The sequence below is a fragment of the Vibrio mediterranei genome (genome assembly GCF_013364395.1).
In the GTDB taxonomy this organism is placed as follows: Bacteria; Pseudomonadota; Gammaproteobacteria; order Enterobacterales; family Vibrionaceae; genus Vibrio; species Vibrio mediterranei.
Genome location: NZ_JABXGK010000008.1, coordinates 1839093 through 1861238, shown reverse-complemented (window position 1 = coordinate 1861238; position 22146 = coordinate 1839093). Strand labels below are relative to the sequence as shown.

Genomic DNA, 22146 nt, shown 5'->3' with positions numbered 1-22146 from the left:
AGGATATTGATAAAGTATATTCAGACCAAGGTTAAGAGGTACATGGACGTTAATGAAAATTCTACTGATCGAAGACGATAGCCATATCGCGAAATTTCTAGTGAATGGCTTCCAGCAAGAAGGAATCACGGTAACGCATTCAACAGATGGTGTAGACGGATTGCACGAAGCCGTTACCGCAGACTTTGATGTCATTATTCTCGACATTATGCTACCTAAAAAAGACGGCTTTGAAGTGTTGGCGGAGCTGCGAGGACAAGGACATGCTACTCCAGTCATCATATTGAGTGCCAAGCATTCTGTAGAAGAGCGGGTGCAAGGACTGCAATCGGGTGCGGATGACTACTTAGTTAAACCATTTGCTTTTCCTGAACTACTCGCTCGGTGTCAAACCTTGATGCGCCGGGGCAAGCCACCTTCGCCTCAAGCATTAGAACTGAATTATGGCCCTCTTAATTTGGATTTACTGAAGCATACTTTGCAAAGGGAACAGCAAAATATCGCCATCAATCAACGTGAGTTCATGTTGATGAAGTTACTGTTGGAAAACCCAGAAACCGTCATGTCGAAAACTGCCATTCTTGAACATGTGTGGGGGCATCAATTTGACCCACAAACTAACGTTGTGGATGTGTTAGTTTGCCGATTGCGCAGCAAAGTGGATAAAGGCTTCGCGACACCATTAATACATACACTGAGAGGTGTCGGTTATGTCCTCAAGTCATAGTATTGAACAAGCTCTTGCTGGTACGCAGCGACATCTTTTAGTGCGCTTTATGGCGACCTTACTACTGTGTTTATTACTGGTGGAGCTAATTGTAGGCGCGATATTTTTCTACGATCTGTTTCAAACAGAAAAGAAGATTCTAACGTCCATGTCGACCGAGTATCAGCGTATTTTGACCTACGATTCGAGTGACCGTTTAATTCATGTTTTAGAAGCCAACCCTCACCGACTGGTCGACAACAACATCGCTGCCTATTGGGCGCAAGACAATTCGTCTCGACCAACGTTTGTCGCGGGTGATAAAAATGTAGTGCTTAACCTGCCCTTTGCTGACTATCAGATTGATGAGAGTCGTTCTTGGTTTGATACCTTTATTGTCAATCCGTATATGACCTTAAGCATCAAAGGGGAGCAACAGCAGTTTTGGTTGGTTCTGGATAATCGTGCCAGAGACTATATCGCATACAATCAATGGTTAATGACATTCTATGCACTGATTGCATTGGTGATAGTGACGACTGTTTTCACTCGTAAAATCATCCAAAGTGCCATGTCGCCGTTAGTGACATTTGGAGACCTGTTAGACAGGCTAAAAAAAGGACAGCTAGAGTTCGCAGAACCAGAGCCAGAGATTGGCCAAGGACTTACGGTTATTAGCTCTAGTGTTCACTCTGCCGTGGCCAAATTACAGCATGTCACCACCACGTTAAACACGACGGTAGACGCTATCGCACACGATATACGTACGCCGCTATCGCGAATTACTCTCGCGTCTCAAAGTGCGTTGCTGAATAACGCTGATCCGCAAGCAATGCGTGATGCTTTGGCCGATTGTGCAGAGCATGCCATGCAGGCCAGCAATATGTTGACCGCATTAATGAAACTAAACGATGAAGTGACCGGAAAGCGCCAGCCACAAAAGGTGGATACTCAAGTGTCCGAAGTGATTTCCAAGGTAGTAAGCTGGTACGACGATGTGGCGGAAGATAAACAGATTCAGTTAGTCAGTGACGTTGCCGATGGGCTTATTATCCAGTCCGATCCGGATAAACTGACTCAAGTACTGGTTAACCTTGTTGACAATGCGATCAAGTATACCGAGCCCGGTGGCCGTGTGACGATTAAGGCTGAACAAAGCTCGAACATCAAGGCTAAGATAAGTATTCAAGACACCGGTATTGGCATTGACCCCAAATACCAAGATCTTATTTTTGAGCGGCTTTATCGAGTGGATAGTAGCCGAAGCAATATCGAAGGTTATGGTCTTGGCTTATCGTTGGCACTTGCTATGGTGGAGAATCTTGAAGGACAGTTGATGGTGAAATCAGAATATGGTGTAGGTAGTACGTTCACGATTTTGTTGTGATTTTCCCTGACCATGTAATATGCAAGCAACCCTGTGGGGAGCGAGATCATAAGAACCAATACGGAAATGCCCAAAGTTATTAGCTTTGGGCATTTCTTCTGGCATTTTGTCAATCACGGACAAGGTTTACGTACCGAGATGATTACAACGTCATATGCAGAATTGGGAAAGGTTTTCCCGTCTCATCAAGAGGTGATCGAGAGCTGATCTTAAAGCCCATGTGTTGGTAAAAGCCAACAGCACTAGGGTTTTGTTCATTAACGTCTACTTTGTTTGCTCCTAGTTTTTCTATTGCGTATCGCAAGAGTACTGTGCCAGTACCTTGTCCACGCTGTTGGTCTAGGACAAACAACATTTCGATCTTATTCTCATGAACACCAACAAAACCAACAATTGCTCCTTTGGTATTCTTAACACATTTCAATGTTACCGCAGGGAATGCTTGCTCGATAATGATGGGTTTAAAAAACTCAATATCTTGTTCTGTTATAAAGTCATGAGTCGCTCGGACAGAATTTTCCCAAACATCAAGCAGTTCAGCGTAATCTTTGGGAAGCACATTTTCGACAATCATAGAGTTCTCTCTGATTAGATTGATTAATTGACTGATGAAGTGTGCAGCCGCTCGGGGATTGTAGCAGTTAATTCCTTATTAAACACACCGCTTTAAGCGAAGTTTTACCACCAAGCCCCTTTGATAGATTTTACCAATTGAATAGATAGGAAAGGACGAATTCTCAAATATGCTCTCGCATTGCAATATAAACCCATCAGCGCAGGACAGCGCCAATCCGAATTACAAGACCATATTGAGAGAGTAAAATTATGATCAACACGACTATTAAGCCATTTTCAGCAACTGCATTCAAACAGGGCGAATTCGTAGAAATCACAGAGCAAGACGTGAAAGGTAAGTGGGCTGTATTCTTCTTCTACCCAGCAGACTTTACTTTCGTTTGCCCAACAGAGCTTGGTGATCTTGCAGACCACTACGCAGAGCTTCAAGAGCGCGGTGTAGAAGTTTACTCAGTATCAACAGACACTCACTTCACTCACAAAGCATGGCACGACAGCTCAGATACTATCGGTAAAATCAACTACTACATGGTTGGCGATCAAACGGGTACTATCACTAATAACTTCGGTGTGATGCGTGAAGGTCAAGGTCTAGCAGACCGTGCGACTTTCCTAGTTGACCCAGAAGGCGTTATCCAAGCAATGGAAATCACTGCAGAAGGTATTGGTCGTGACGCAGAAGACCTAATGCGTAAAGTGAAAGCAGCGCAATACGTAGCGGCTAACCCAGGTGAAGTTTGCCCAGCGAAATGGAAAGAAGGTGAAGAGACTCTAGCACCATCTCTAGACCTAGTTGGCAAAATCTAAGTCATACAAGCATTAGCTTAAACGGAATATCGGGTCCGTGTTGCATGCCCCAATATCGCATAGCGAATTGGGGCATGTTTTTATTTAGCTTTTATGATGAATACCAGCGCAGAGTTATGTGCTGATGGAAAAATGCCGTTTAAGCTCCTGACGGCCTTTAGGTGTAATTATCACCTCTCTGTATCCGGGAACTCTTTCAATCCAGTCATTGTTTTCTAAAAATTCAAGGACAGAGGCGCCTAAGTAGCCGCCTAGATGAAATGTCCTCTCACTCCAGTCTAAACATGGACAACATTTTTTCCGCTTAGTTTTGGCATCGACGGTAATACCAAGTTTCAGAAACTTTTCTTTACCTTGTAGGGTTAGGTCGCTTCCATCACTTTCGAGCCAATTGTTTGATATTAGGTAGTTGTAGAATCTTACTGCTATGTCTCCGGCTAAATGGTCATAACAGGTTCTTGCTTTCAAGAGCTCTTTTGGGATTTTCGAACGCGCAGGGTTGTTGGGTTGAAAAGTAATATTCATCATGCTTTCCAGTAATGAAGCAATGCCATTGCTATAAAGGCGAAAGTACCGGTGTCGACCTTGGGATAAACAAGTGACAACATTGGCTTTCATTAGACGAGCTAGATGTGAGCTGGTTGTAGATGGGGAAATGTCAGCGACGGCACTTAACTCTGTTGCAGTCCAAGCTCGCCCGTCCATAAGAGCACATAGTATCTTCATCCTTGAGACATCAGACATGGCAGCAGCTAATGCGGCCATATTGGCCTCTTGGCTGTGGACTTTAGGCTCACTAAAAAGCGGATTTTGTTTACTCACGTATGGGTTACCTACGCTGTTCTGACCTAGACGGTCACTGTATAGTGACTAAGAATGACTATCAAATGTTTAAGACCAATTAGTACGTTATCCATGAGTGTGAACGCTATCTGCAGGCGCTTCGGTGCGTTGATTCATACCATAGTCTCTGACGACACCTGCCACTCTTAGTCGATAGTTTTCAAATATGGTGTTACGTCCTTCGGATTGCGCAAACCGGTGGGCTTCTAAAGCACGCCACTCTTGAATAGACCCTTCATCTTTCCAAAATGACAAAGAAAGGACTTTTCCTTCATTGGTTAGGCTTTGAAAGCGTTCAACTGAAATAACCCCTTTTATTTCAGATAGTAATGGTTTTAGATTATTAGCAATATCTAAGTACTCGTCAGACTTGCCTTTGGCAATTTGAACTTCGAAGATCACAGCAATCATGGTTTATTCTCGTTAATCTGATTGGATTGATGCGTTTATTGTAACGACAAAATTTATGGATACTTCGTTGGGTGTCGAAATGTGATCATCGCAACTGCCTATTCTATCTTCTGGTTTCAACGCCTCTTTAAACAAACAACTGTGTTGCGCAATAAAGCAGTGTTGCCGCTAAAGTAATATTGGTGGCTTTACCATATTTCTGGAACTGAGATTGAAGTAGCTTGCCTGCTATAGCCCATATTAAGTTACTAACTAGTGCGATTAACGCTAACAAGAAACTGATTGCCAAAATCCAGTAGAGATTTTGTGTGTAAGGGAGCACGAAAGTAGAGATCGATGTAATTCCATATAACATGATTTTCACGTTGGCGAACTGCAAACCAAACCCAGTTAATGCTGTAATTCCCCCCGAACTCTCTGAAGCGGTTTTTAAATCACTCATGGCGATTCCCCAAGCCAACCATACGATGTAGGCCGCCCCAACCCAAGTTAGCCAAGGTGTAACTACTGGCAAAAGAGTGATCATGTGGTATGAAAAAACGCTGCAAAACAGCATTAAGACGATGTAACCACAGAACATTCCGAAAATAACTTTTAGAGCTCGCGTTAGCCCGTGTTGCGTTGCAACACTGAGCGACAGAATGTTGTTAGGACCTGGCGTGATCGAAGTAATGATGACGTAGGTGAAAAATGCGCTATAGATGGAACTCATCTCTATCTCTCCTGTTTTTGCTGAACTATACTTGCTCTTTATTGTTTTAAAAATTGAATATATTTAAATCAAGAGTTCGAATTAATGAAACTATTTACTTGGGAGATTTGTCATGAATCTAAAGCGATTTCTCACGTTTAAAACCATTGTTGAGGAAGGATCATTTCTTAAAGCCTCGCAGAAATTATATTGCACGCAGTCAACGATAACCTTTCAAATCAAACAATTAGAGCAAGACCTCTCCTTGCGGTTGTTTGAAAAAATCGGGCGTAAAATGGTGCTAACTCAGGCAGGAGAGAACATCCTACCTTACGTCTACGAACTTATACGAGTAATGGAAAATATAGAGGGGATGGCGCAAAAACAGGGCTCGGAGCCAACAGGCGAGTTGAAAGTCTTGGTCGCAGAAACACAGCTGGCCTATAAAATGGCCAATGTTCTACGAGAATTTAGAATTAAAGCACCGAAAGTCAGACTCTCGTTGCAGTCGCAGAATTGCTATCAGATTCGAGATGAGTTGATTGCCGATAAAGCGGATTTAGGAGTATTTTATCGTGTGGGTAACGACGATGCGCTTAAAGTCCATGAATTTACGAAAGAACCATTAGTGCTTGTCGCTTCACCGCTTCTAAAACAGTTGGATTTATTACAGTGTGGCCGGCATATCGAATCTGGGTTTATCAGTAATGGGCCGACATGCCTTTTCCGCCGAACCTTTGAAAGCATTATCCAAGAGCGTAACATTAGCATCGACAACATGATCGAGTTGAGCAGCATCAATACCATCAAAAACTGCGTTGAAAGTAATATTGGTATCTCATACCTGCCTCGCTTTACTGTCGAACAAGAACTCCGAGAAGGCACCCTTCAAGAGTTGGTGCTAACCGAGACACCGCAAATGATCACCCCACTCTGTGGTTACCATGCTGGCAAGTGTGTGACGCCAGCGATGGAAGTCTTTATCGACTGCATGCGCAACGAATACTAACGATATTTTGTTTAACACCAATAGTGTTTGAAATTCCTTGTCATCGACAAATACAAGCGCAAGCGGTGATATCTAGAGCAATCTCCACATACTGCTCGAAGTGAGGGTCAAATATCGACGTTTTTTCGACATCCACAGGAATACTCTACATGTATTGAATTAATCCACTGACATGAAAAGAGTATGGTATGAAAAAGAAACATCTCTCCCTAAGCGTATTACTAGGCCTAACCACATTGTCGACACTGGCTTCTGCAACTACTTCAAACAACATTGACGCACATAAGAAATTCCGAGGAGAACAAGCTCTTGAGGTGGACCAATCACAATGGTTTCGAGAACTAAGAATGGAAAATTGGACTCACGTTGTACCCGAGCAAGACATACGAGATACGTTGGTTAAAATTGATTCGGGTGAACCGCTGCGCGATTTCATCAACACAAATGAAGCGGGTCACTGGACATATGAATTCGCTCAAGCTGCTGATGATTATGCAAACTCAGCGAGTGATTATGAGTCGTATCGTAAGGCATCCATGATGTACTTAATTGCTTCATACCCAAACCACATGACAGAGCACGAACACGAAGCCATCGAGCGATCGGTTGATATGTATCTTAAAGCAGAAGCATTGAGCCCTACTATTGATGTAGAGCGCGTGGAGATGCCGCTTACGACTAGAGGTTCGATCACGGGTTTATTACATATCCCAAAAGGTGCCGAGAAGCCCGGCGTTATCCTTTACACAGGTGGAGTCGATAAAATTCTGACTGAACACCGTGATGCAATTGATACCCTTTTGAGGCAAGGTTTTGCTGTGCTGACTTTTGATATTCCCGGTGGCGGCTTGAACAACAACATCATTATTGAGCTGGGTAAAGAAGATCAGGCTCACCAAGCGGCATTAGCGTACGTTAAATCTGATTCAAGGCTGGATAGCAACAATGTCGGAGCGCTGAGTTCATCGGGTGGTGGCGTTCCATTGATGACATTCATCCTAAACACTCCACAACTCAAAGCGGGTGTTGCTCGCTGTGCAGTAGTGACTGACGTACTGACAGATACGCAGGTATTTCACCATGCCCCTCTCATGTCATCGATGTCTTACGGTTATCGAATTGGTGTCAAAGACGTTAGTGACCTTAATTCTTACGGACAATGGACGATTCCATTAGCACTTATGACTAAAGGCTTTAAATCTAATGAAACCGATGTTCCTGTATTGACGATTAATACCAAAGATGACATGGTGAACCCGCCGGAAGAAATGAGGTATACAGCAGGGCTTTCAACAAGAGGTGAAGTGGCATACTTCGGTAACTCAGGCCATTGCCCGGATGGAGCAGAAGCTGAGTTGGCGATTACTAACTTTTTCCTCAGGTACATGTAAGATAACTAAACTTAGGCAGCTTTGTTGAGATTACAGCTTTGTTGAGACGACATAGTGCCTCAGTTCTATTGCTCTAAAGTTGCCGTCATCCAAACTCTCAGTGATACGATGCGGCCACTTTAACTAAATGACTGCCTGTCCTAACATGCTTAACTGATTGGAAATGACGCCCCTGTTCATTTCCATTTCATCGCACCTATCCTATGTACATCGATGCTAGTTCATTTTTGATTCTGAGTGTTGCTCGATCATAAAGTCAATCACTTCATCATTTAGGCAAGATTTACTGACGTATTGGCGTTGTTTGCCTATATGAAGGATAAAACCCAAATCGCTTTGTTCAAGCTGATCAATATCATTCCAAGTGATGTTTCGGGTGTTCTTGCCGCTTTTATAACTCATACCGTCAGAGTTAATTTTAAGAAGTACTTTACCGCCAGAACTCGTACTGAGTGTTTGCCTCCACAACCACCAAGTTCTTTTAAAATAAACACTTAAAGCTTCAATAATACTCAAGACAATAAAGAACCAACCCACATAACCACTTGGAAGCAGCTCAAATTTTACGAGTACTACACCAAAAATAAGAAAGAGCATCCCTTTATAATAAGCTTTTGGAAATGTAGCGGGGTGGCTAGTTTGATCAAAGCATTCCGCAAAAAAGGTCTTGTCGAGCGTGTATTCTGTAGTGAAATCATAATCTTTAGACATAGGCAGTTACTTTGGACTTTTCTGTGAGTGAGTATTTCATGCTACGACCGTGCAGCGAGAGTATTGTATAGCTTTACGGTGTGTTGTTTTAATTGTTTTTGCCCCTCTTCGTCTCTACCTACTTTTTACTCAAGAAAATGTTTTGATAGGAAACCCCTATCAAATAGATAGGAAAGGACGAATTTTAAAAAATACGCTCTCATTGCAATATACATACATCGGCGCAGGACAGTGCCAAAACAAACAACACGAACACTTTGAGAGAGTAATCACTATGATCAACACAACTATCAAGCCATTTTCAGCAACTGCATTCAAACAGGGCGAATTCGTAGAAATTACAGAGCAAGATGTAAAAGGTAAGTGGGCAGTATTTTTCTTCTATCCAGCAGATTTTACATTCGTATGCCCAACTGAGCTTGGTGATCTAGCTGACCATTACGCAGAGCTCCAAGAGCGTGGCGTAGAAGTTTACTCAGTATCAACAGATACCCACTTCACTCACAAAGCATGGCACGACAGCTCAGATACTATCGGTAAAATTAATTACTACATGGTCGGAGACCAAACGGGCACTATCACTAATAACTTCGGTGTGATGCGCGAAGGTCAAGGTCTAGCAGACCGCGCGACTTTCCTAGTTGATCCAGAAGGCGTTATCCAAGCAATGGAAATCACTGCAGAAGGGATCGGCCGTGACGCAGAAGACCTAATGCGTAAAGTGAAAGCAGCACAATACGTAGCGGCTAACCCAGGTGAAGTTTGCCCAGCGAAATGGAAAGAAGGTGAAGAAACACTAGCACCGTCTCTAGACCTAGTTGGCAAAATCTAAGCTAATCACACACTAGCTCAGCGGAATATCGAGTCCGTGTTGCACGCCCCGTCGTCACTTTTATTGCTTCTACCATTGGCAGGTAAAAGTGGGGGCGTGCACCCTTAAACCATCATTTTAGTGAATAACCAAACATCAAAAGGGTCCCCTTTTATTTTTCCCCTTTTTAATTCCTTCTGATGTTAAGCAGTCTTATAGAATAGGTATCAGTATGTTAGATCAAGCAATGAAGCAGCAGCTAAAAGCGTATTTAGAAAACGTAAAAACCCAAGTTCAATTAGTTCTCAGCCTTGATGACAGTGATACTGCGAGCAAGATCGAATCTCTTGCTAACGACATAGCATCACTTAGCAGCAAAATTGACGTCATTCGCGACGACGCTGCAAGCCCTCGCAAGCCAGTCATGCGCGTTATTAACCCAGAGAAGGGCACCGCTATTGGTTTTGCCGGTCTGCCAATGGGTCACGAATTTACGTCACTTGTGCTAGCGCTACTGCACACAGGTGGCCACCCAATCAAGCTAGAAGCGGAAACCATTGAGCAAATCGCAGAGCTGAACTCACCGCTAGATGTCGAGATTTTTATCTCTCTATCATGCCAGAACTGTCCAGAGGTAGTTCAAGCCTTCAACATGATGGCGGCAATTAACCCGCTGGTAAACGTCACTATGATCGACGGTGCAGCGTTCCAAGATGAAGTGAAGCAGCGTGACATCATGGCAGTACCAAGCGTGTTCATTAATGGTGAACTGTTCGGCCAAGGTCGTATGTCACTGAATGAAATCCTAAACAAAGTCGACACAGGTGCAGCGGAGAAAAAAGCTAATCAGTTAAATGAAATAGCACCGTTTGATGTCCTTGTCGTGGGCGGCGGCCCTGCGGGCTCTTCTGCGGCTATCTATGCAGCTCGTAAAGGTATTCGCACTGGTGTGGTTGCTGACCGTTTCGGTGGTCAGGTGATGGACACCATGGCAATCGAGAACTTTATTTCAGTGAAAGCGACCACAGGTCCTAAGCTGGTGGCAAGCCTTGAAGAGCACGTTAAAGAGTACGGCGTTGAAGTCATCACTGAGCAGCGTGCTGCAAACATCATCGATTCAGAAGATACCGATGACGGTTACACCCACGTAGTACTAGAAAGCGGCGCAGTACTAAAAGCTCGCTCTGTGATCACAAGTACTGGTGCTCGCTGGCGTGAAATGAACGTACCGGGTGAACAAGAATATCGTAACAAAGGTGTGGCGTACTGCCCTCACTGCGATGGCCCACTATTTAAAGGTAAACGTACCGCGGTTATCGGTGGTGGTAACTCTGGTATTGAAGCAGCCATTGATCTTGCGGGTATTGTGGAGCACGTAACGGTTCTGGAGTTTGCTGATACACTTCGCGCTGACCAAGTGCTTATCGACAAAGCGAATAGCATGGCGAATATAGACATCATCACGATGGCACAAACCACAGAAGTTCTGGGTGATGGTACGCGTGTTACTGGTCTTGAGTACAAAGATCGCAATACGGACGAAATCAAGCATATTGAACTTGCTGGCATCTTCGTACAAATCGGCCTAGTTCCTAATAGTGAATGGTTGAAAGGAACAAAAGTTGAGTTGTCACCTCGCGGAGAAATTGAAGTAGACGCTCATGGTGCAACCAGCATGAAGGGAGTCTTTGCGGCAGGTGATGTCACCACTGTTCCATACAAGCAAATCATCATCGCAATGGGTGAAGGGGCAAAAGCTAGTTTGGGAGCGTTTGATTTCTTGATTCGTAATCCAGCTCCTGTGAAGCAAGCTGAAACGGCTTAAGGTTAAATAACCTATTTTCATAGCGCTGTTCTCAACTGAGAGCAGCGCTTTTTCGTTTTGTTACTGAGAAAAAAACGCCCGACGAAAATCAGCAACTTGCCGGGCATAGTAGTGTTGCCACTCATCCTGTGATAACCCCGAAAATTGCGTCACTCTTTGTTGTTCAAGGGAAGCTTCTAGGCGCTGTAGTTCACTCTGGTAGTTACTGACGACGGCTTGTTGTTGAGTGACCTGCTGCTGCCGAGTTGCGATCTCTGCACTCTGTTGGGGGGTCAGGAAATGGTGTTCTAGCTCGCTAATCAAAGCTTCACGCTCTGATTCACTGAGATTTTCAGGTACAAGAGCAACAGCCTGTTCAAACTTAGCTTGGTTGCTCACCAGTCCTAATGATTCTGCTCTTTCCTGCCATGCCTGCATCAGGTCTTCAAAATTCTGAATATAATCCTCTGCCGAAATGTACTCTGGAGCTTCCACCTCCAAATGCTTACTCTGAATGGTAAAATCATACAGCGCAAATTCATCTTCAAACATGACGTCAGCCAGTTGACCCCAGACTCTTCTCGCCTCTGCTTTTAATTGTTCGATACGTGCAGCTAATGATATTTGTTCATCAAACAATAAATTGCCGAGCGTTTGTTGCCATTGGTTGTTCAGTTGTTGATAGTTTTCAATAAGATAAAACCGTTCTGGTGTGAGAAATAGAGCCAGATTATCTAGTAACACATCGCAGTTATCAGCTAAGTTACATTGACGCCAAAACGACTCGATGTCAGCGATTAAATCGCGACCTCTCGCCTTATTGAAAGCTGCTGCGGTCGCTTGAATGTCGGATTCGCCTTGTTTATTTATGGATGGTGTAAACGATATTTGTTCTACAGGTACTAGAATGTCGGCTGTCGTTGTTTTTGAAATCGTTGAGGTAATGTCAACGGATGCCGTAGCTTGTTTGACTTGTGGATGGTTGTTGTCGAATGACCACCAAACCGTGCCCACCAAGATGGCGGACACAATGATTAGCGTGAATTTGTTCATGGCTTTATAACAGCCGTAACGGGAAAGTGATCCGAGAGATTATAGTGTTTCCATAGACTCTCATCCGTTGTGCGAGGCACATCAACTCGGTTGTCGTTATACGATTTTGTACCATATTCATTGCTGACCATGACGTAATCGAGATATTCAACATTAGTACCACCTGACAGTGCCCCACCGGCGAAATCATTGATCCGAGGGTCGAATGTTGATGCGGTATAGCCAGAATATTGCGGTTCAGAGACGTTTAGGTTTGTCATCATTTGTTGATAATCATCTGGGAACTTGAGTTTGTTGACATTAAAGTCACCACTGTAGATTACCGCTTCATTTGCTGGGATATCGAGAGATTGGGCTAATGCACGTATTTGTTTGAACTGGCGCTGACGATAATCACGAGCGGTGTCGGTATCAAATGATGCGGTATGTGTTGCAAATACATGATAAGCCTGACCACCTTTAATGACTTCTGCGTAGTTTACTCCTTTATCGGCAAAACAATCGGTTCCGGAGCAATCTGGAAATACGTACTGAGCTTCATTAACGATGGGATAGCGACTAACAATGATGACGCCCCCGTCGTAAATATTGATCCCTTCCTTATCCAACATTTTCGTTTGATAAGGGTATTCTTTGGCAAGCTCTCTTAAGAATGCGTCGCGTCCACTAGCAAACACTTCTTGTAGCGCAAGTACGTCATAACCCTTCACATATTCTGGAATTAGCTCGTATCGGTCGCCAATATGAGAGGCGATAGCGGGAAGTGCCCAGATGTTATAGGTCATTAGCTTTAAGTTTTGTTCGTCGTTATCGACCTCTTCATCAACATGAGTAGGGGTAATGGTGTAGTACAAGTCATCGTAGCGTGCGGTCTTTGCTGATTTGAACGCCAATTCTGTATTGAGACTGCCAAATGAGTTTGTGTTTTGGCGATGAATATTTCGATCATCTTTTAAGGTTAAGTCGACATCGGCAGCGGACATTCCATACTCTATGGTTGAATTGTACCAGTGACCCTCCATCACTTGATTAAGCGATACGCTTTCACCTTGAGGATTCGAGACTATGGTTTCGAAGCGATAAGTCTGATTTGATTTCACACCTTCCCAACGATTAAAGCTCAGTATCGACTTTGTTTCCCAAGGGGCTAGAACTTGAACATGTTGCTGCCATTCCTCTCCCTCTTCCAGTAAATCAGTGCCTTCATGACTGATCTGGATCGTTAGCGGCTGATCTGAGTTATTGGTTAGGTACACATCAGTGTCTGCCAAGGCTGGCAAGGCGATTAAGCCACTGAGTAAAAGATTCCACTGTGAAAACTTCATCTTATTTATCCATGGTTTGAGTTAGAGTAATGATTCTGATTGATAAATGTTACTCAAGCGTTAAATTTAAATTAAGCAAATAAAACTTGCTCATTTTGTTATTTAATTGTGAACCTGATTCAAAATTGGTGTGATTCGCTAGAATAAACCACGCTATTTCTCCAATTCTTATCATCTTGGGTGTCGCTTTTGGTGTATCTACAGCATATTTTTCGGCATAACTTCACAATTTTGTAACACTAACTTGGCGGGCTAGAATTGTGCAATCTACGCTCAATTACTCATCGGAGGTCTGACAAGGAGGTGTTAAATGAAAGCGTTCTTCACATTCATTTTATGTAGCGTAATCGCATGGAATGCACAGGCGATAAGTTTTTGGTCGAGCAAAGGGTATACCGAAACCAAATACCCAATCGTATTGGTTCATGGCTTATTTGGTTTTGATTCACTAGCAGGGTTCGATTATTTCTATGGTATCCCTCAAACATTGAGCAAAAGCGGAGCAAAGGTTTATGTTGCCCAAATATCGGCGACCAACAGTTCGGAAGTACGGGGTGAACAGCTTCTAGCACAAGTGGAAAATGTCTTGGCGATCACGGGTGCCGACAAAGTAAATCTAATAGGTCATAGCCATGGTGCGCCGACGGCTAGATATGTTGCATCAGTTGCACCGCAAATGGTTGCTTCAGTTACCAGTATTGGAGGCGTGAATAAAGGGTCGAAAGTCGCGGATATAGTGCGAAATACCGTTCCGGAAGACTCAGTTTCTGAGGCAATCGCTGTTGAACTGGCTAGTGCACTTACGACGATCATTGGTGTGTTATCTGGAGGTAGTGACTTACCACAAGATGGTTTGAGCTCATTGCAGGCGCTCACCACAGAAGGGTCGTTGGCCTTTAATGAGCATTATCCAGAAGGCGTGCCAAAGTCGTCTTGTGGTGATGGTGAATGGCAAGCTGCAAATGGTGTGTACTACTACTCATGGACCGGGACTTCGACTTACACTAATGTGCTAGACCCGGCTGATCCCGCAATGTTTATCCTAGGTTTAACGTTTGATGAACCTAATGATGGATTAGTAGGAAGGTGCAGTACTCATTTAGGTCGAGTCATCCGTGATGATTACAAGATGAACCACCTAGATGAAATCAATGGTCTACTCGGTATCCACCATCTGTTTGAAACGGATCCTAAGACCTTGTATCGGCAGCATGCTAACCGTCTGCAGCAACAAGGACTTTAGGCCATGAACAGGTTCTCCAAAACAAGTGCAGTGATGGCCTTATTGGTGGTGATAGCGGCAGGATTGCTCTCTGTGTTCGACGCGGATGATCATGACTCGGTCAAAGTGAGCTCCCAGCTCGATACTCAAATCGACAACGCATCAGAGCGTGATACCTTCGAGTATTTTATCTCGGGGCTTGTCGACAACGATACCGATACGATAGAGCAGCGGTTTGAACACTACAGTCAGCAACGGGATGGCTCTGAACAGCTTGAGCCAGAGTTGTTCGAAAAATATATGCGATACAAAGCTGCACTAGCTGCGCTTAAACGAAACGGTGGCGAAGCTACAGATTTTCAAGGTCTGCACCAGCAAATCCTACTAATGCAAAGTGAATTTTTCACTGCGGATGAGCAAGAGCGTTTATTTGGTGAAGAGAATCTACTGCGTGAACTCGCCCTGACTAAAAAAGCTATTAAAGAGTCAGCACAAACCCCAGAGGAGTATCAACAACGTTGGGAGAATGAACTTAGCCAACTGCCACCAGAGCTGCAAAACAGCTTTCGCAATGCCACTGTGTTGACGGCTCTCAATGATACCAATGCTATGGATACGCAAAGTCAGTACATAGCTCGAGAGGCACTGGTGGGTAGTGAAGCCGCAGAAAGGTTAATGACGCTGGATCAAAAACGTGCTGATTTTGACCAGCAGTTCGACTCTTATCTAGTAGCGAGAGCCGACATATTGAATAACGCATCATTTAATGATGCAGAAAAAGTTCAGGCTATTAACGACCTTAGAGAACCGCTGTTTGATAAGAATCAGTGGCGAAGGGTTGAGGCGTTAGAGCGGATTCATGATAGGCAGGAGGGGACTGAGTGAGGAGAGAAATATCCCCTTAGATAAAAGGCTTAGTATTGAATACTAAGCCTCAATACTTAATCAGTTATTTGGTATCAAAACTTGTAGACGTGCTTCATTGCAAGCCGCATCGAGCTTATGGGGTAAGGCATCATCAGAGATCAAATAGTGGAAATCCAACAAGTCACCGATTTTATATGTAGCAGTTTGATTGATGGTTTTCTTCTCTACTATCAGATACTTTTTCATGCTTCTCTCCATAACGAGGTTAGCAATATTTGCTACCAACACATCCGATGCTGTAACGCCAAACCTATCGTGAACACCTGCGGATGAAATAAACACTTTCTGAAATATCATTGGCGTTAACACATCATTAGAAGTGGAAATGAAGATATCGTGTACAGCATTATAATCGCCGCCTTGCAAGATAGCCTTGCAGTTAGGCTTGCTCTTTAAGGCCAAAAAGACATTCATTGAAGCAGTAACACCGGTAAATTTCACATAATCGGGGATAGAACCAATAATGTCAGCGTTGAGCACACCATTGTCGAAATAAACCACATCATTCATCTCGATAAAATCAGAGACGATAGCCGAGATATAGTTGTTTACTTTGACTGGAGGGAAAGCGGTCACGGAATGTGTTTGCTTAATTGGAGTAACGACTGAGGTTGGTTCAGCAGACGGTTGTTCAAGCTCTTCGCCTACCTCATCATGCACAATCGGGTGACCACGGCGGATATATCCGCCGTAGTACTCAAGAGGGAAAGAATGAGCAGCGTTGGAGCTTAAATCACGACGAACCGTCATTTCTGACACTTCTAAAAGACGGGCGATTTCTTTCAGATGAATTTTGTCGCTATGTTTTAGGCATGCTTCAATTCGTCGAAGTCTTTCTAACTGCTTTGTAACCATGTTTCTCCATTTTCGGCCTTTTACAGCCGAAGGCTTCTTGCTCTTAGTAACCATTAGTCGTTGGAGCTTCACCCATGACAATGCTCACACTAGCACTAGCACCGATTCGAGACGCACCTGCGTCAATCATTTCTTGTGCAGTTTCCCTAGTGCGAACGCCGCCAGATGCTTTTACTCCCATTTGGTTGCCAACAGTATCACGCATTAACTTAATATGCTCGACAGTTGCGCCACCTGTTGAGAAACCTGTTGATGTTTTCACAAAATCAGCACCTGCACGTTTACTAATGTTACACAGTTCAACAATTTGTTCGTTGGTCAGCAAGCAGGTTTCGAAGATGACTTTGAGCAATGTCGCTCCACACGCTTCTTTGATAGCCGCAATCTCTTGTTCTACGGCATCCCACTTTCCGTCTAAGACATGGCTTATGTTGACAACCATGTCAATTTCGTCAGCGCCCAACGAAATCGCATTTTGAGTTTCAAACACTTTTACTTCAGTGGTGTTTGCGCCCAGAGGAAAACCGATAACTGTGCAGATCTTAACATTTGATGTTTTTAAGCGCTGAGCACAATGCTCAACAAAGTCAGGATTAATACAAACAGAGAAGAACTGATGCTCGTGGGCTTCATCACATAGGGTGTTGATTTGGCGTGTTGTAGCATTAGCGAGGAGTAGTGTGTGATCAATGTAGTGATTCATGTTGTTACCTTATGCGTTAATCATGGAATTGAGTGTATGTTACTTTAATAACATTTCAAAGTTACAATGTTATCATGTTAACTATAAAGTGTGATTTAGTACGGGTTTTCTCATAATTTAATCGATATTAACATCATCAAAGTGATCTTGATCTCAGTAAAGAGTCATTGAGATCGATTAATGTTAGTTTCATAACATGAGTGAGGAAATAAAAAATGAAAACAATCGCAGTTATCGGCTCCAATATGGTCGATCTCATTTCATACACCGATCGTATGCCGAAAGAAGGCGAAACGTTAGAAGCACCGTCATTTAAAATGGGATGTGGTGGCAAAGGTGCTAACCAAGCCGTAGCCGCCGCTAAAATGGGCGCAGATGTTGTGATGGTGAGTAAAGTTGGTGATGACATGTTTGCCGACAATACGATTCGAAACTTTCAATCTTACGGCATTAATACTCAATATGTGAGCAAAGTACCTCAGACTTCAAGTGGTGTGGCACCAATTTTCGTAAGTTCTACCTCGCAGAACTCCATTTTAATTATTAAAGGGGCAAATGAGTTTTTGAAACCAGCTGACATTGATAAAGCGGAAAGTACCTTGGTGGAGTGCAGTTTGATAGTGCTTCAGTTAGAAGTACCGCTTGAAACTGTCTATGCTGCTATTGAATTTGGCAACAAACACAATATTCCGGTGTTGCTAAATCCTGCCCCTGCGGTACCTGAGCTTGACATTGACTATGCTTGTCGCTGCGACTTCTTTGTTCCTAACGAAACTGAACTCGAAATTTTGGTGAACAAGCCTGTTGAAACGGTTGAGCAGATTAAAGAAGCTGCCACTATTCTTCTAAATAAAGGTTTAAACAACATCATCGTTACCATGGGGTCGAAAGGGGCTCTTTGGCTAAGCAAAGATGGTAAAGACGTATTCATTGAACCAACTAAAGTGAACGCAGTGGACACCAGTGGTGCGGGTGATGCCTTCATTGGCTGCTTCTCTCGCTACTTTATGCAAACTGGTGATGTACAGAAGTCCTTGGAAAAAGCTTCACTATTTGCTGCATTCAGCGTGACGGAAAAAGGAACACAGTTTTCCTATCCGAGCATTGAACAATTTGAAGAGTTTGAAAAAAAACATACTAAATAATACTAATGGTCTGAACTAACAATTAAAACTGGCTCATTAGAAATAATGAGCCAAAGATAACTTGTTCTTTAAGGAACCCTACAATGATAAAAAATAATACTATCCAAGGCTCTGATGGCTATTTGGATAAAACACCAGTGTTTCAATTTATACTATTATCTTGCCTTTTTCCTTTATGGGGGTGTGCCGCTGCATTAAACGATATTCTAATTACTCAATTTAAATCTGTTTTTGAATTATCTAATTTTGCAAGTGCCTTAGTACAAAGTGCTTTTTATGGCGGTTATTTTTTAATTGCGATCCCTGCTTCTTTAGTCATTAAAAAATCGTCGTATAAAGTAGCTATTATGATTGGTTTATCGCTGTATATCTTTGGCTGTGCGGCATTTTTCCCAGCTTCTCATATGGCAACCTATACTATGTTCCTAGCGGCAATCTTTGCGATTGCGGTAGGATTGTCTTTTCTTGAAACAGCGGCGAATACCTATTCTTCAATGTTGGGTCCAAAATCCCACGCAACATTACGTTTAAACATTAGCCAAACTTTCTATCCAGTAGGTGCGATTGCGGGTATCTTGCTTGGTAAATATCTTATTTTCCAAGAAGGTGCGAGTTTAGAGTCACAAATGGCGGCGATGTCTCCAGATCAGATTCATGCATTCCGTTTGGAGATGCTAGAACATACTTTGAAGCCTTATAAGTACATCATTTTTATCCTTATTGGTGTATTAGCTTTGTTTATGTTCACTCAATACCCGAAATGTAAAGTGGCTCAACAAAGTGGTAAAAAAGCACCTTCCATTGGTAAAACACTTAAGTACTTATCGACAAACAAGCGCTTCAAAAAAGGGATCATTGCACAATTCTTATATGTCGGTATGCAAGTTGCAGTGTGGTCGTTCACCATACGCCTAGCTCTTGAGATGGCGGATATTAATGAGCGTGCAGCGTCGAATTATATGGTGTATTCATTTGTTTGTTTCTTTATCGGCAAATTTATTGCCAATATATTGATGACTAAGTTTTCGGCAGAGAAGGTTCTTATTGCCTATTCAATAATTGGCATGGCGTTCCTAGCTTATGTCTCACTAGTTCATGACTTTAGTGCCGTTTACGTAGCGGTTGGTGTGAGTGTTTTGTTTGGTCCTTGTTGGGCGACTATCTACGCTGGAACGTTAGATACGGTAGATAACGAATACACTGAAACGGCGGGTGCGGTCATTGTTATGGCTATTGTAGGAGCAGCAGTAGTACCTGCCATTCAAGGTTTGGTTGCTGATGTTATTGGTATGCAGTTATCGTTTTTGGTCAACTTTATCTGTTTTGGATACGTTGGTTATTATTTCTTAGGTGAAATGAAAAATAAGAATCTTAACGAAAAACAACCTCAATTAGCTGAACAAACAAATTAATGTCGCAAAAAGCCACTGTATAAGTGGCTTTTCTGTTTCGGAGAAAAGTTATGTATATCATCCCACTAAATAAAACACAATTTAATCAACAAGATGCAATATTAATTCAATCTGAGAATTTTAAAGTATCAGCATTTAAATATAACTCTGGGGTTGAAGGACTAAAGATTGAAAATGCTAAAGGATATTTGATTATCTTACCTTACATGGGACAAATGATCTGGGATGCGAAATTTCTAGGTGAAAATCTTTGTATGGAGAACATGTTCTCTGAGCCCAAACCAAGCAACGAGATTGTCGCTACATACGGTTGTTTTGCGTTCCATTCCGGTTTGATTCGCAACGGCTGTCCAAGTGCTGATGATGACCATCCTCTGCACGGTGAAATGCCGTGTGCCAGTATGGACAGGGCGTGGATAGAAGTGGATGAATATCAGGTTACTTTAAAGGGTGAATATGAGTATGTGATGGGCTTCGGAGACCATTACATAGCGACGCCGTCAGTTTCTATCGGAAAAGACGCATCAGTATTTGAGATCAAAATGAAAGTGCAGAACTTAGCTTCGGTCCCGATGCCACTTCAATACATGTGCCACATGAACACGGCGTATTTCCCAGAAGCGATGATGACACAAAACATTCCAGACAAAGCGGTTAAGCTGCGAGAATCGATTCCCGGGCACGTTAAGCCAACACCGCAATGGCTCGAGTTTAATGATGTACTCAAAGCGCAATCGACACCAATTCAACAGCTTTCAACACCAGACATGTATGACCCTGAAATTGTCTATTTCATGGACGACTTGTCTCAGTATACCGATAAAGCTGAGTTTCAGATGACTATCTCCAATGGTAAGACTTTAGTCACTCGATTTGATACCACTGAATTTAACTATGCGACACGTTGGGTATTGTACAATGGCGACCAAAAAGTCGGAGCCTATGTCCTTCCTGCAACTTGTCGACCAGAAGGTTACTTAGCGGCTGAAAAGAACGATACGCTTATTCGATTGCAACCAAAGGAAGTAAGAGCGTTTACGGTGACAACGGGCATTGTTGAATAAGAAGCTTATTCGGTCCTTGGTGCTTTAGTCGTAAAGCACCAAAATAAATCCTCGAAATATCGTCGAACACTAATTACGCTCCAGGAACCTGTCTCGTTCTACCCTCATGAGTCGGTGCGGTTTTGTATACAGCTTTGTGTTATCAACCTAAAGCGCACAGTTTTGGCAAGGGGAGGCAAAATTCCCTCTTTCGTTCAGCGCTCCGATAATGTATTTCTTTGGGTTTTTCCCTCAGCCGCATCTCACTCGTAGATTTGGTCAAGAATAATGTTCTTGTAACTGTTCGACCACTCTATCAACGCTGCGTAGCGTATTTAGGCGGATACTCAGAAAACTTTGATTTATCCCTACTCGGCTGGTTGCTTCTTTTTGGGTTAAACCCTCGACCAGATACATTTCTAATGCTGTGATGACTTTTCTTGAACTGATCTTCGTAAGTTTAAGTAACAGGCTTAACTGTTCTTCCGTTACTTTTCCACGTTCTAAAGCCATAATTTTCTCCAACTGGAAGGAAGGGGAAGCCTAACTCTTCGTTCCCCCTTAGTGCTATTGCGTTTGGGCCCTGAACTTTCTAAGAAATTTGCCAAATCCAAGGTCTCCAGTCCAAAAGTTAATGGCGTGCTCTACGCCTTTACTGGTGTAAGTGGCTCCGCTAATACCATCTACTCTATAGGGATCTTGAGAAAGGCTATGTTTTTGGCTTAGGGTTATTGATGGTTTATTGTCTTTAAAAATCAGTTTATTAGCGAAACGTGTTGACCAATCTGGGTTGTCGGTTATTTCCGCGCCAAGACCTTTACTCTCTTGGTGCTTGTAGAACTTAAGCCCCGCAATACTAAAGTCACGACTATTTAGACCTAAGTATCCGTAAATCAGCCCGAATTTCCCTTGAGCCCGAATAGGCATAACAAGACGATAAGTGACCCCGTTTTCGTCATGGATAAAATAAACAGGTAGCGCATTTTCGCGCATTTTTATGCCCGCTATATCATCCTTAGCTGATAAGGAAGTCGCGTTAGTGGCTGAGAGTGGATAATGGGTTAGTGACTCGTCGACATCGAACTTCGACGGTCGAAATTCGCCACTATTGAGGTCAACGGTTTTCACATCAACATACTTGTCGATGAGTGTCGAGACGGGTAACCGTTTTTGCATTAGTCCAGCAGATTCCAACAAAGTAAGGCGTTGGTCGAGTTCGGTTGGCTTAGGTGGCTGCTTTTTTAGGTCAGGTTCTGTACAGGCAACAAGAAAGGTTGCGCTGGCAGTGATAACAAGTGTAGTGACAAAACGCAT

At 43.1% G+C, this 22146-nt stretch carries 23 protein-coding genes; 12 read left to right on the top strand and 11 right to left on the bottom strand.

The annotated features are described in order from the left end of the window. The first annotated feature begins 52 nt into the window (after window positions 1-52). Together HOP38_RS25425 and HOP38_RS25420 are read left to right on the top strand one after the other, a co-directional pair. A complete protein-coding gene (locus HOP38_RS25425; RefSeq protein ID WP_006069772.1) occupies window positions 53-727 on the top strand; it encodes a response regulator transcription factor in 675 nt (224 codons plus the stop codon). Beyond that, entirely contained in the window at window positions 711-2093 is a 1383-nt protein-coding gene (locus tag HOP38_RS25420; protein WP_198559300.1) for a sensor histidine kinase, read from the top strand. Before HOP38_RS25425 ends, HOP38_RS25420 begins: the two co-directional genes overlap by 17 nt. Window positions 2094-2235: 142 nt before the next feature. Here HOP38_RS25420 and HOP38_RS25415 read toward each other — a convergent pair whose 3' ends face one another. Continuing rightward, window positions 2236-2667, bottom strand: coding sequence for a GNAT family N-acetyltransferase (locus HOP38_RS25415; RefSeq protein ID WP_006069774.1), 432 nt, complete (start codon window positions 2665-2667; stop codon window positions 2236-2238). A 251-nt stretch (window positions 2668-2918) separates the two neighbouring features. Between HOP38_RS25415 and ahpC (HOP38_RS25410) the strand changes: the two genes are divergently transcribed. Continuing rightward, window positions 2919-3476, top strand: a complete 558-nt coding sequence (gene ahpC, locus HOP38_RS25410) for an alkyl hydroperoxide reductase subunit C (RefSeq protein ID WP_006069782.1) — start codon at window positions 2919-2921, stop codon at window positions 3474-3476. 114 nt (window positions 3477-3590) lie between these two features. On the opposite strand, the gene HOP38_RS25405 is transcribed toward ahpC (HOP38_RS25410), so the two are convergent. The 3 genes from HOP38_RS25405 to eamB form a co-directional block, all read right to left on the bottom strand. Next, the gene (locus HOP38_RS25405; protein WP_242456583.1) at window positions 3591-4298 is read right to left on the bottom strand and encodes an ArsR/SmtB family transcription factor; all 708 of its coding nucleotides are present in this window, start codon (window positions 4296-4298) and stop codon (window positions 3591-3593) included. A gap of 87 nt (window positions 4299-4385) precedes the next feature. Then, complete coding sequence (locus HOP38_RS25400) at window positions 4386-4730, bottom strand: antibiotic biosynthesis monooxygenase family protein (RefSeq protein ID WP_198559299.1); 345 nt, start codon at window positions 4728-4730, stop codon at window positions 4386-4388. 127 nt (window positions 4731-4857) lie between these two features. Continuing rightward, complete coding sequence (eamB, locus tag HOP38_RS25395; protein WP_198559298.1) at window positions 4858-5442, bottom strand: cysteine/O-acetylserine transporter; 585 nt, start codon at window positions 5440-5442, stop codon at window positions 4858-4860. 112 nt (window positions 5443-5554) lie between these two features. On the opposite strand from eamB, the gene HOP38_RS25390 reads away from it, so the two are divergent. Both HOP38_RS25390 and HOP38_RS25385 read left to right on the top strand, forming a co-directional pair. Then, window positions 5555-6430 (top strand): LysR family transcriptional regulator, encoded by an 876-nt coding sequence (locus tag HOP38_RS25390; RefSeq protein WP_006069779.1) that lies wholly within the window; start codon window positions 5555-5557, stop codon window positions 6428-6430. Between the two features lie 188 nt (window positions 6431-6618). Then, window positions 6619-7821 carry an alpha/beta hydrolase gene (locus HOP38_RS25385; protein ID WP_198559297.1) on the top strand — a complete coding sequence of 401 codons (1203 nt, stop codon included), beginning with the start codon at window positions 6619-6621 and terminating at the stop codon, window positions 7819-7821. 216 nt (window positions 7822-8037) lie between these two features. Here HOP38_RS25385 and HOP38_RS25380 read toward each other — a convergent pair whose 3' ends face one another. Next, complete coding sequence (locus HOP38_RS25380; RefSeq protein WP_198559296.1) at window positions 8038-8532, bottom strand: YcxB family protein; 495 nt, start codon at window positions 8530-8532, stop codon at window positions 8038-8040. Window positions 8533-8806: 274 nt separating this feature from the next. Here HOP38_RS25380 and ahpC (HOP38_RS25375) point away from each other — a divergent pair, with 274 nt between their 5' ends. Then, a complete protein-coding gene (gene ahpC, locus HOP38_RS25375) occupies window positions 8807-9364 on the top strand; it encodes an alkyl hydroperoxide reductase subunit C (protein ID WP_006069782.1) in 558 nt (185 codons plus the stop codon). 211 nt (window positions 9365-9575) lie between these two features. Beyond that, window positions 9576-11168 (top strand): alkyl hydroperoxide reductase subunit F, encoded by a 1593-nt coding sequence (gene ahpF / locus HOP38_RS25370; RefSeq protein ID WP_198559295.1) that lies wholly within the window; start codon window positions 9576-9578, stop codon window positions 11166-11168. 60 nt (window positions 11169-11228) lie between these two features. Here the strand turns inward: ahpF and HOP38_RS25365 are convergent, their stop codons facing one another. Together HOP38_RS25365 and HOP38_RS25360 are read right to left on the bottom strand one after the other, a co-directional pair. Then, window positions 11229-12200, bottom strand: a complete 972-nt coding sequence (locus HOP38_RS25365) for a chromosome partitioning protein ParA (protein WP_198559294.1) — start codon at window positions 12198-12200, stop codon at window positions 11229-11231. Then, entirely contained in the window at window positions 12197-13525 is a 1329-nt protein-coding gene (locus HOP38_RS25360) for a sphingomyelin phosphodiesterase (RefSeq protein WP_198559293.1), read from the bottom strand. The genes HOP38_RS25365 and HOP38_RS25360 overlap by 4 nt, the downstream gene beginning before the upstream one ends. Before the next feature lie 310 nt (window positions 13526-13835). Between HOP38_RS25360 and HOP38_RS25355 the strand changes: the two genes are divergently transcribed. Continuing rightward, window positions 13836-14768: an esterase/lipase family protein gene (locus HOP38_RS25355; protein ID WP_124941576.1), complete on the top strand. Its 933-nt coding sequence runs from the start codon at window positions 13836-13838 to the stop codon at window positions 14766-14768. Window positions 14769-14771: 3 nt separating this feature from the next. Beyond that, window positions 14772-15632: a lipase secretion chaperone gene (locus HOP38_RS25350; RefSeq protein WP_198559292.1), complete on the top strand. Its 861-nt coding sequence runs from the start codon at window positions 14772-14774 to the stop codon at window positions 15630-15632. Window positions 15633-15692: 60 nt separating this feature from the next. Here HOP38_RS25350 and HOP38_RS25345 read toward each other — a convergent pair whose 3' ends face one another. Then, on the bottom strand, window positions 15693-16529 hold the full coding sequence (locus HOP38_RS25345) for a DeoR family transcriptional regulator (RefSeq protein ID WP_242456582.1): 837 nt from the start codon (window positions 16527-16529) through the stop codon (window positions 15693-15695). Window positions 16530-16572: 43 nt separating this feature from the next. Then, on the bottom strand, window positions 16573-17232 hold the full coding sequence (deoC, locus tag HOP38_RS25340) for a deoxyribose-phosphate aldolase (RefSeq protein WP_198559290.1): 660 nt from the start codon (window positions 17230-17232) through the stop codon (window positions 16573-16575). Window positions 17233-17447: 215 nt separating this feature from the next. Between deoC and rbsK the strand changes: the two genes are divergently transcribed. The 3 genes from rbsK (at window position 17448) to HOP38_RS25325 (ending at window position 20853) form a co-directional block, all read left to right on the top strand. After that, the gene (gene rbsK, locus HOP38_RS25335; RefSeq protein WP_198559289.1) at window positions 17448-18377 is read left to right on the top strand and encodes a ribokinase; all 930 of its coding nucleotides are present in this window, start codon (window positions 17448-17450) and stop codon (window positions 18375-18377) included. 83 nt (window positions 18378-18460) lie between these two features. Then, the gene (gene fucP, locus HOP38_RS25330; RefSeq protein ID WP_198559288.1) at window positions 18461-19789 is read left to right on the top strand and encodes an L-fucose:H+ symporter permease; all 1329 of its coding nucleotides are present in this window, start codon (window positions 18461-18463) and stop codon (window positions 19787-19789) included. A gap of 50 nt (window positions 19790-19839) precedes the next feature. Then, window positions 19840-20853, top strand: coding sequence for an aldose 1-epimerase family protein (locus tag HOP38_RS25325; RefSeq protein ID WP_198559287.1), 1014 nt, complete (start codon window positions 19840-19842; stop codon window positions 20851-20853). A 258-nt stretch (window positions 20854-21111) separates the two neighbouring features. On the opposite strand, the gene HOP38_RS25320 is transcribed toward HOP38_RS25325, so the two are convergent. Next, window positions 21112-21345 (bottom strand): PapB/FocB family fimbrial expression transcriptional regulator, encoded by a 234-nt coding sequence (locus HOP38_RS25320; protein ID WP_006069788.1) that lies wholly within the window; start codon window positions 21343-21345, stop codon window positions 21112-21114. A 54-nt stretch (window positions 21346-21399) separates the two neighbouring features. Next, window positions 21400-22146 (bottom strand): FMN-binding protein, encoded by a 747-nt coding sequence (locus HOP38_RS25315; protein WP_198559286.1) that lies wholly within the window; start codon window positions 22144-22146, stop codon window positions 21400-21402.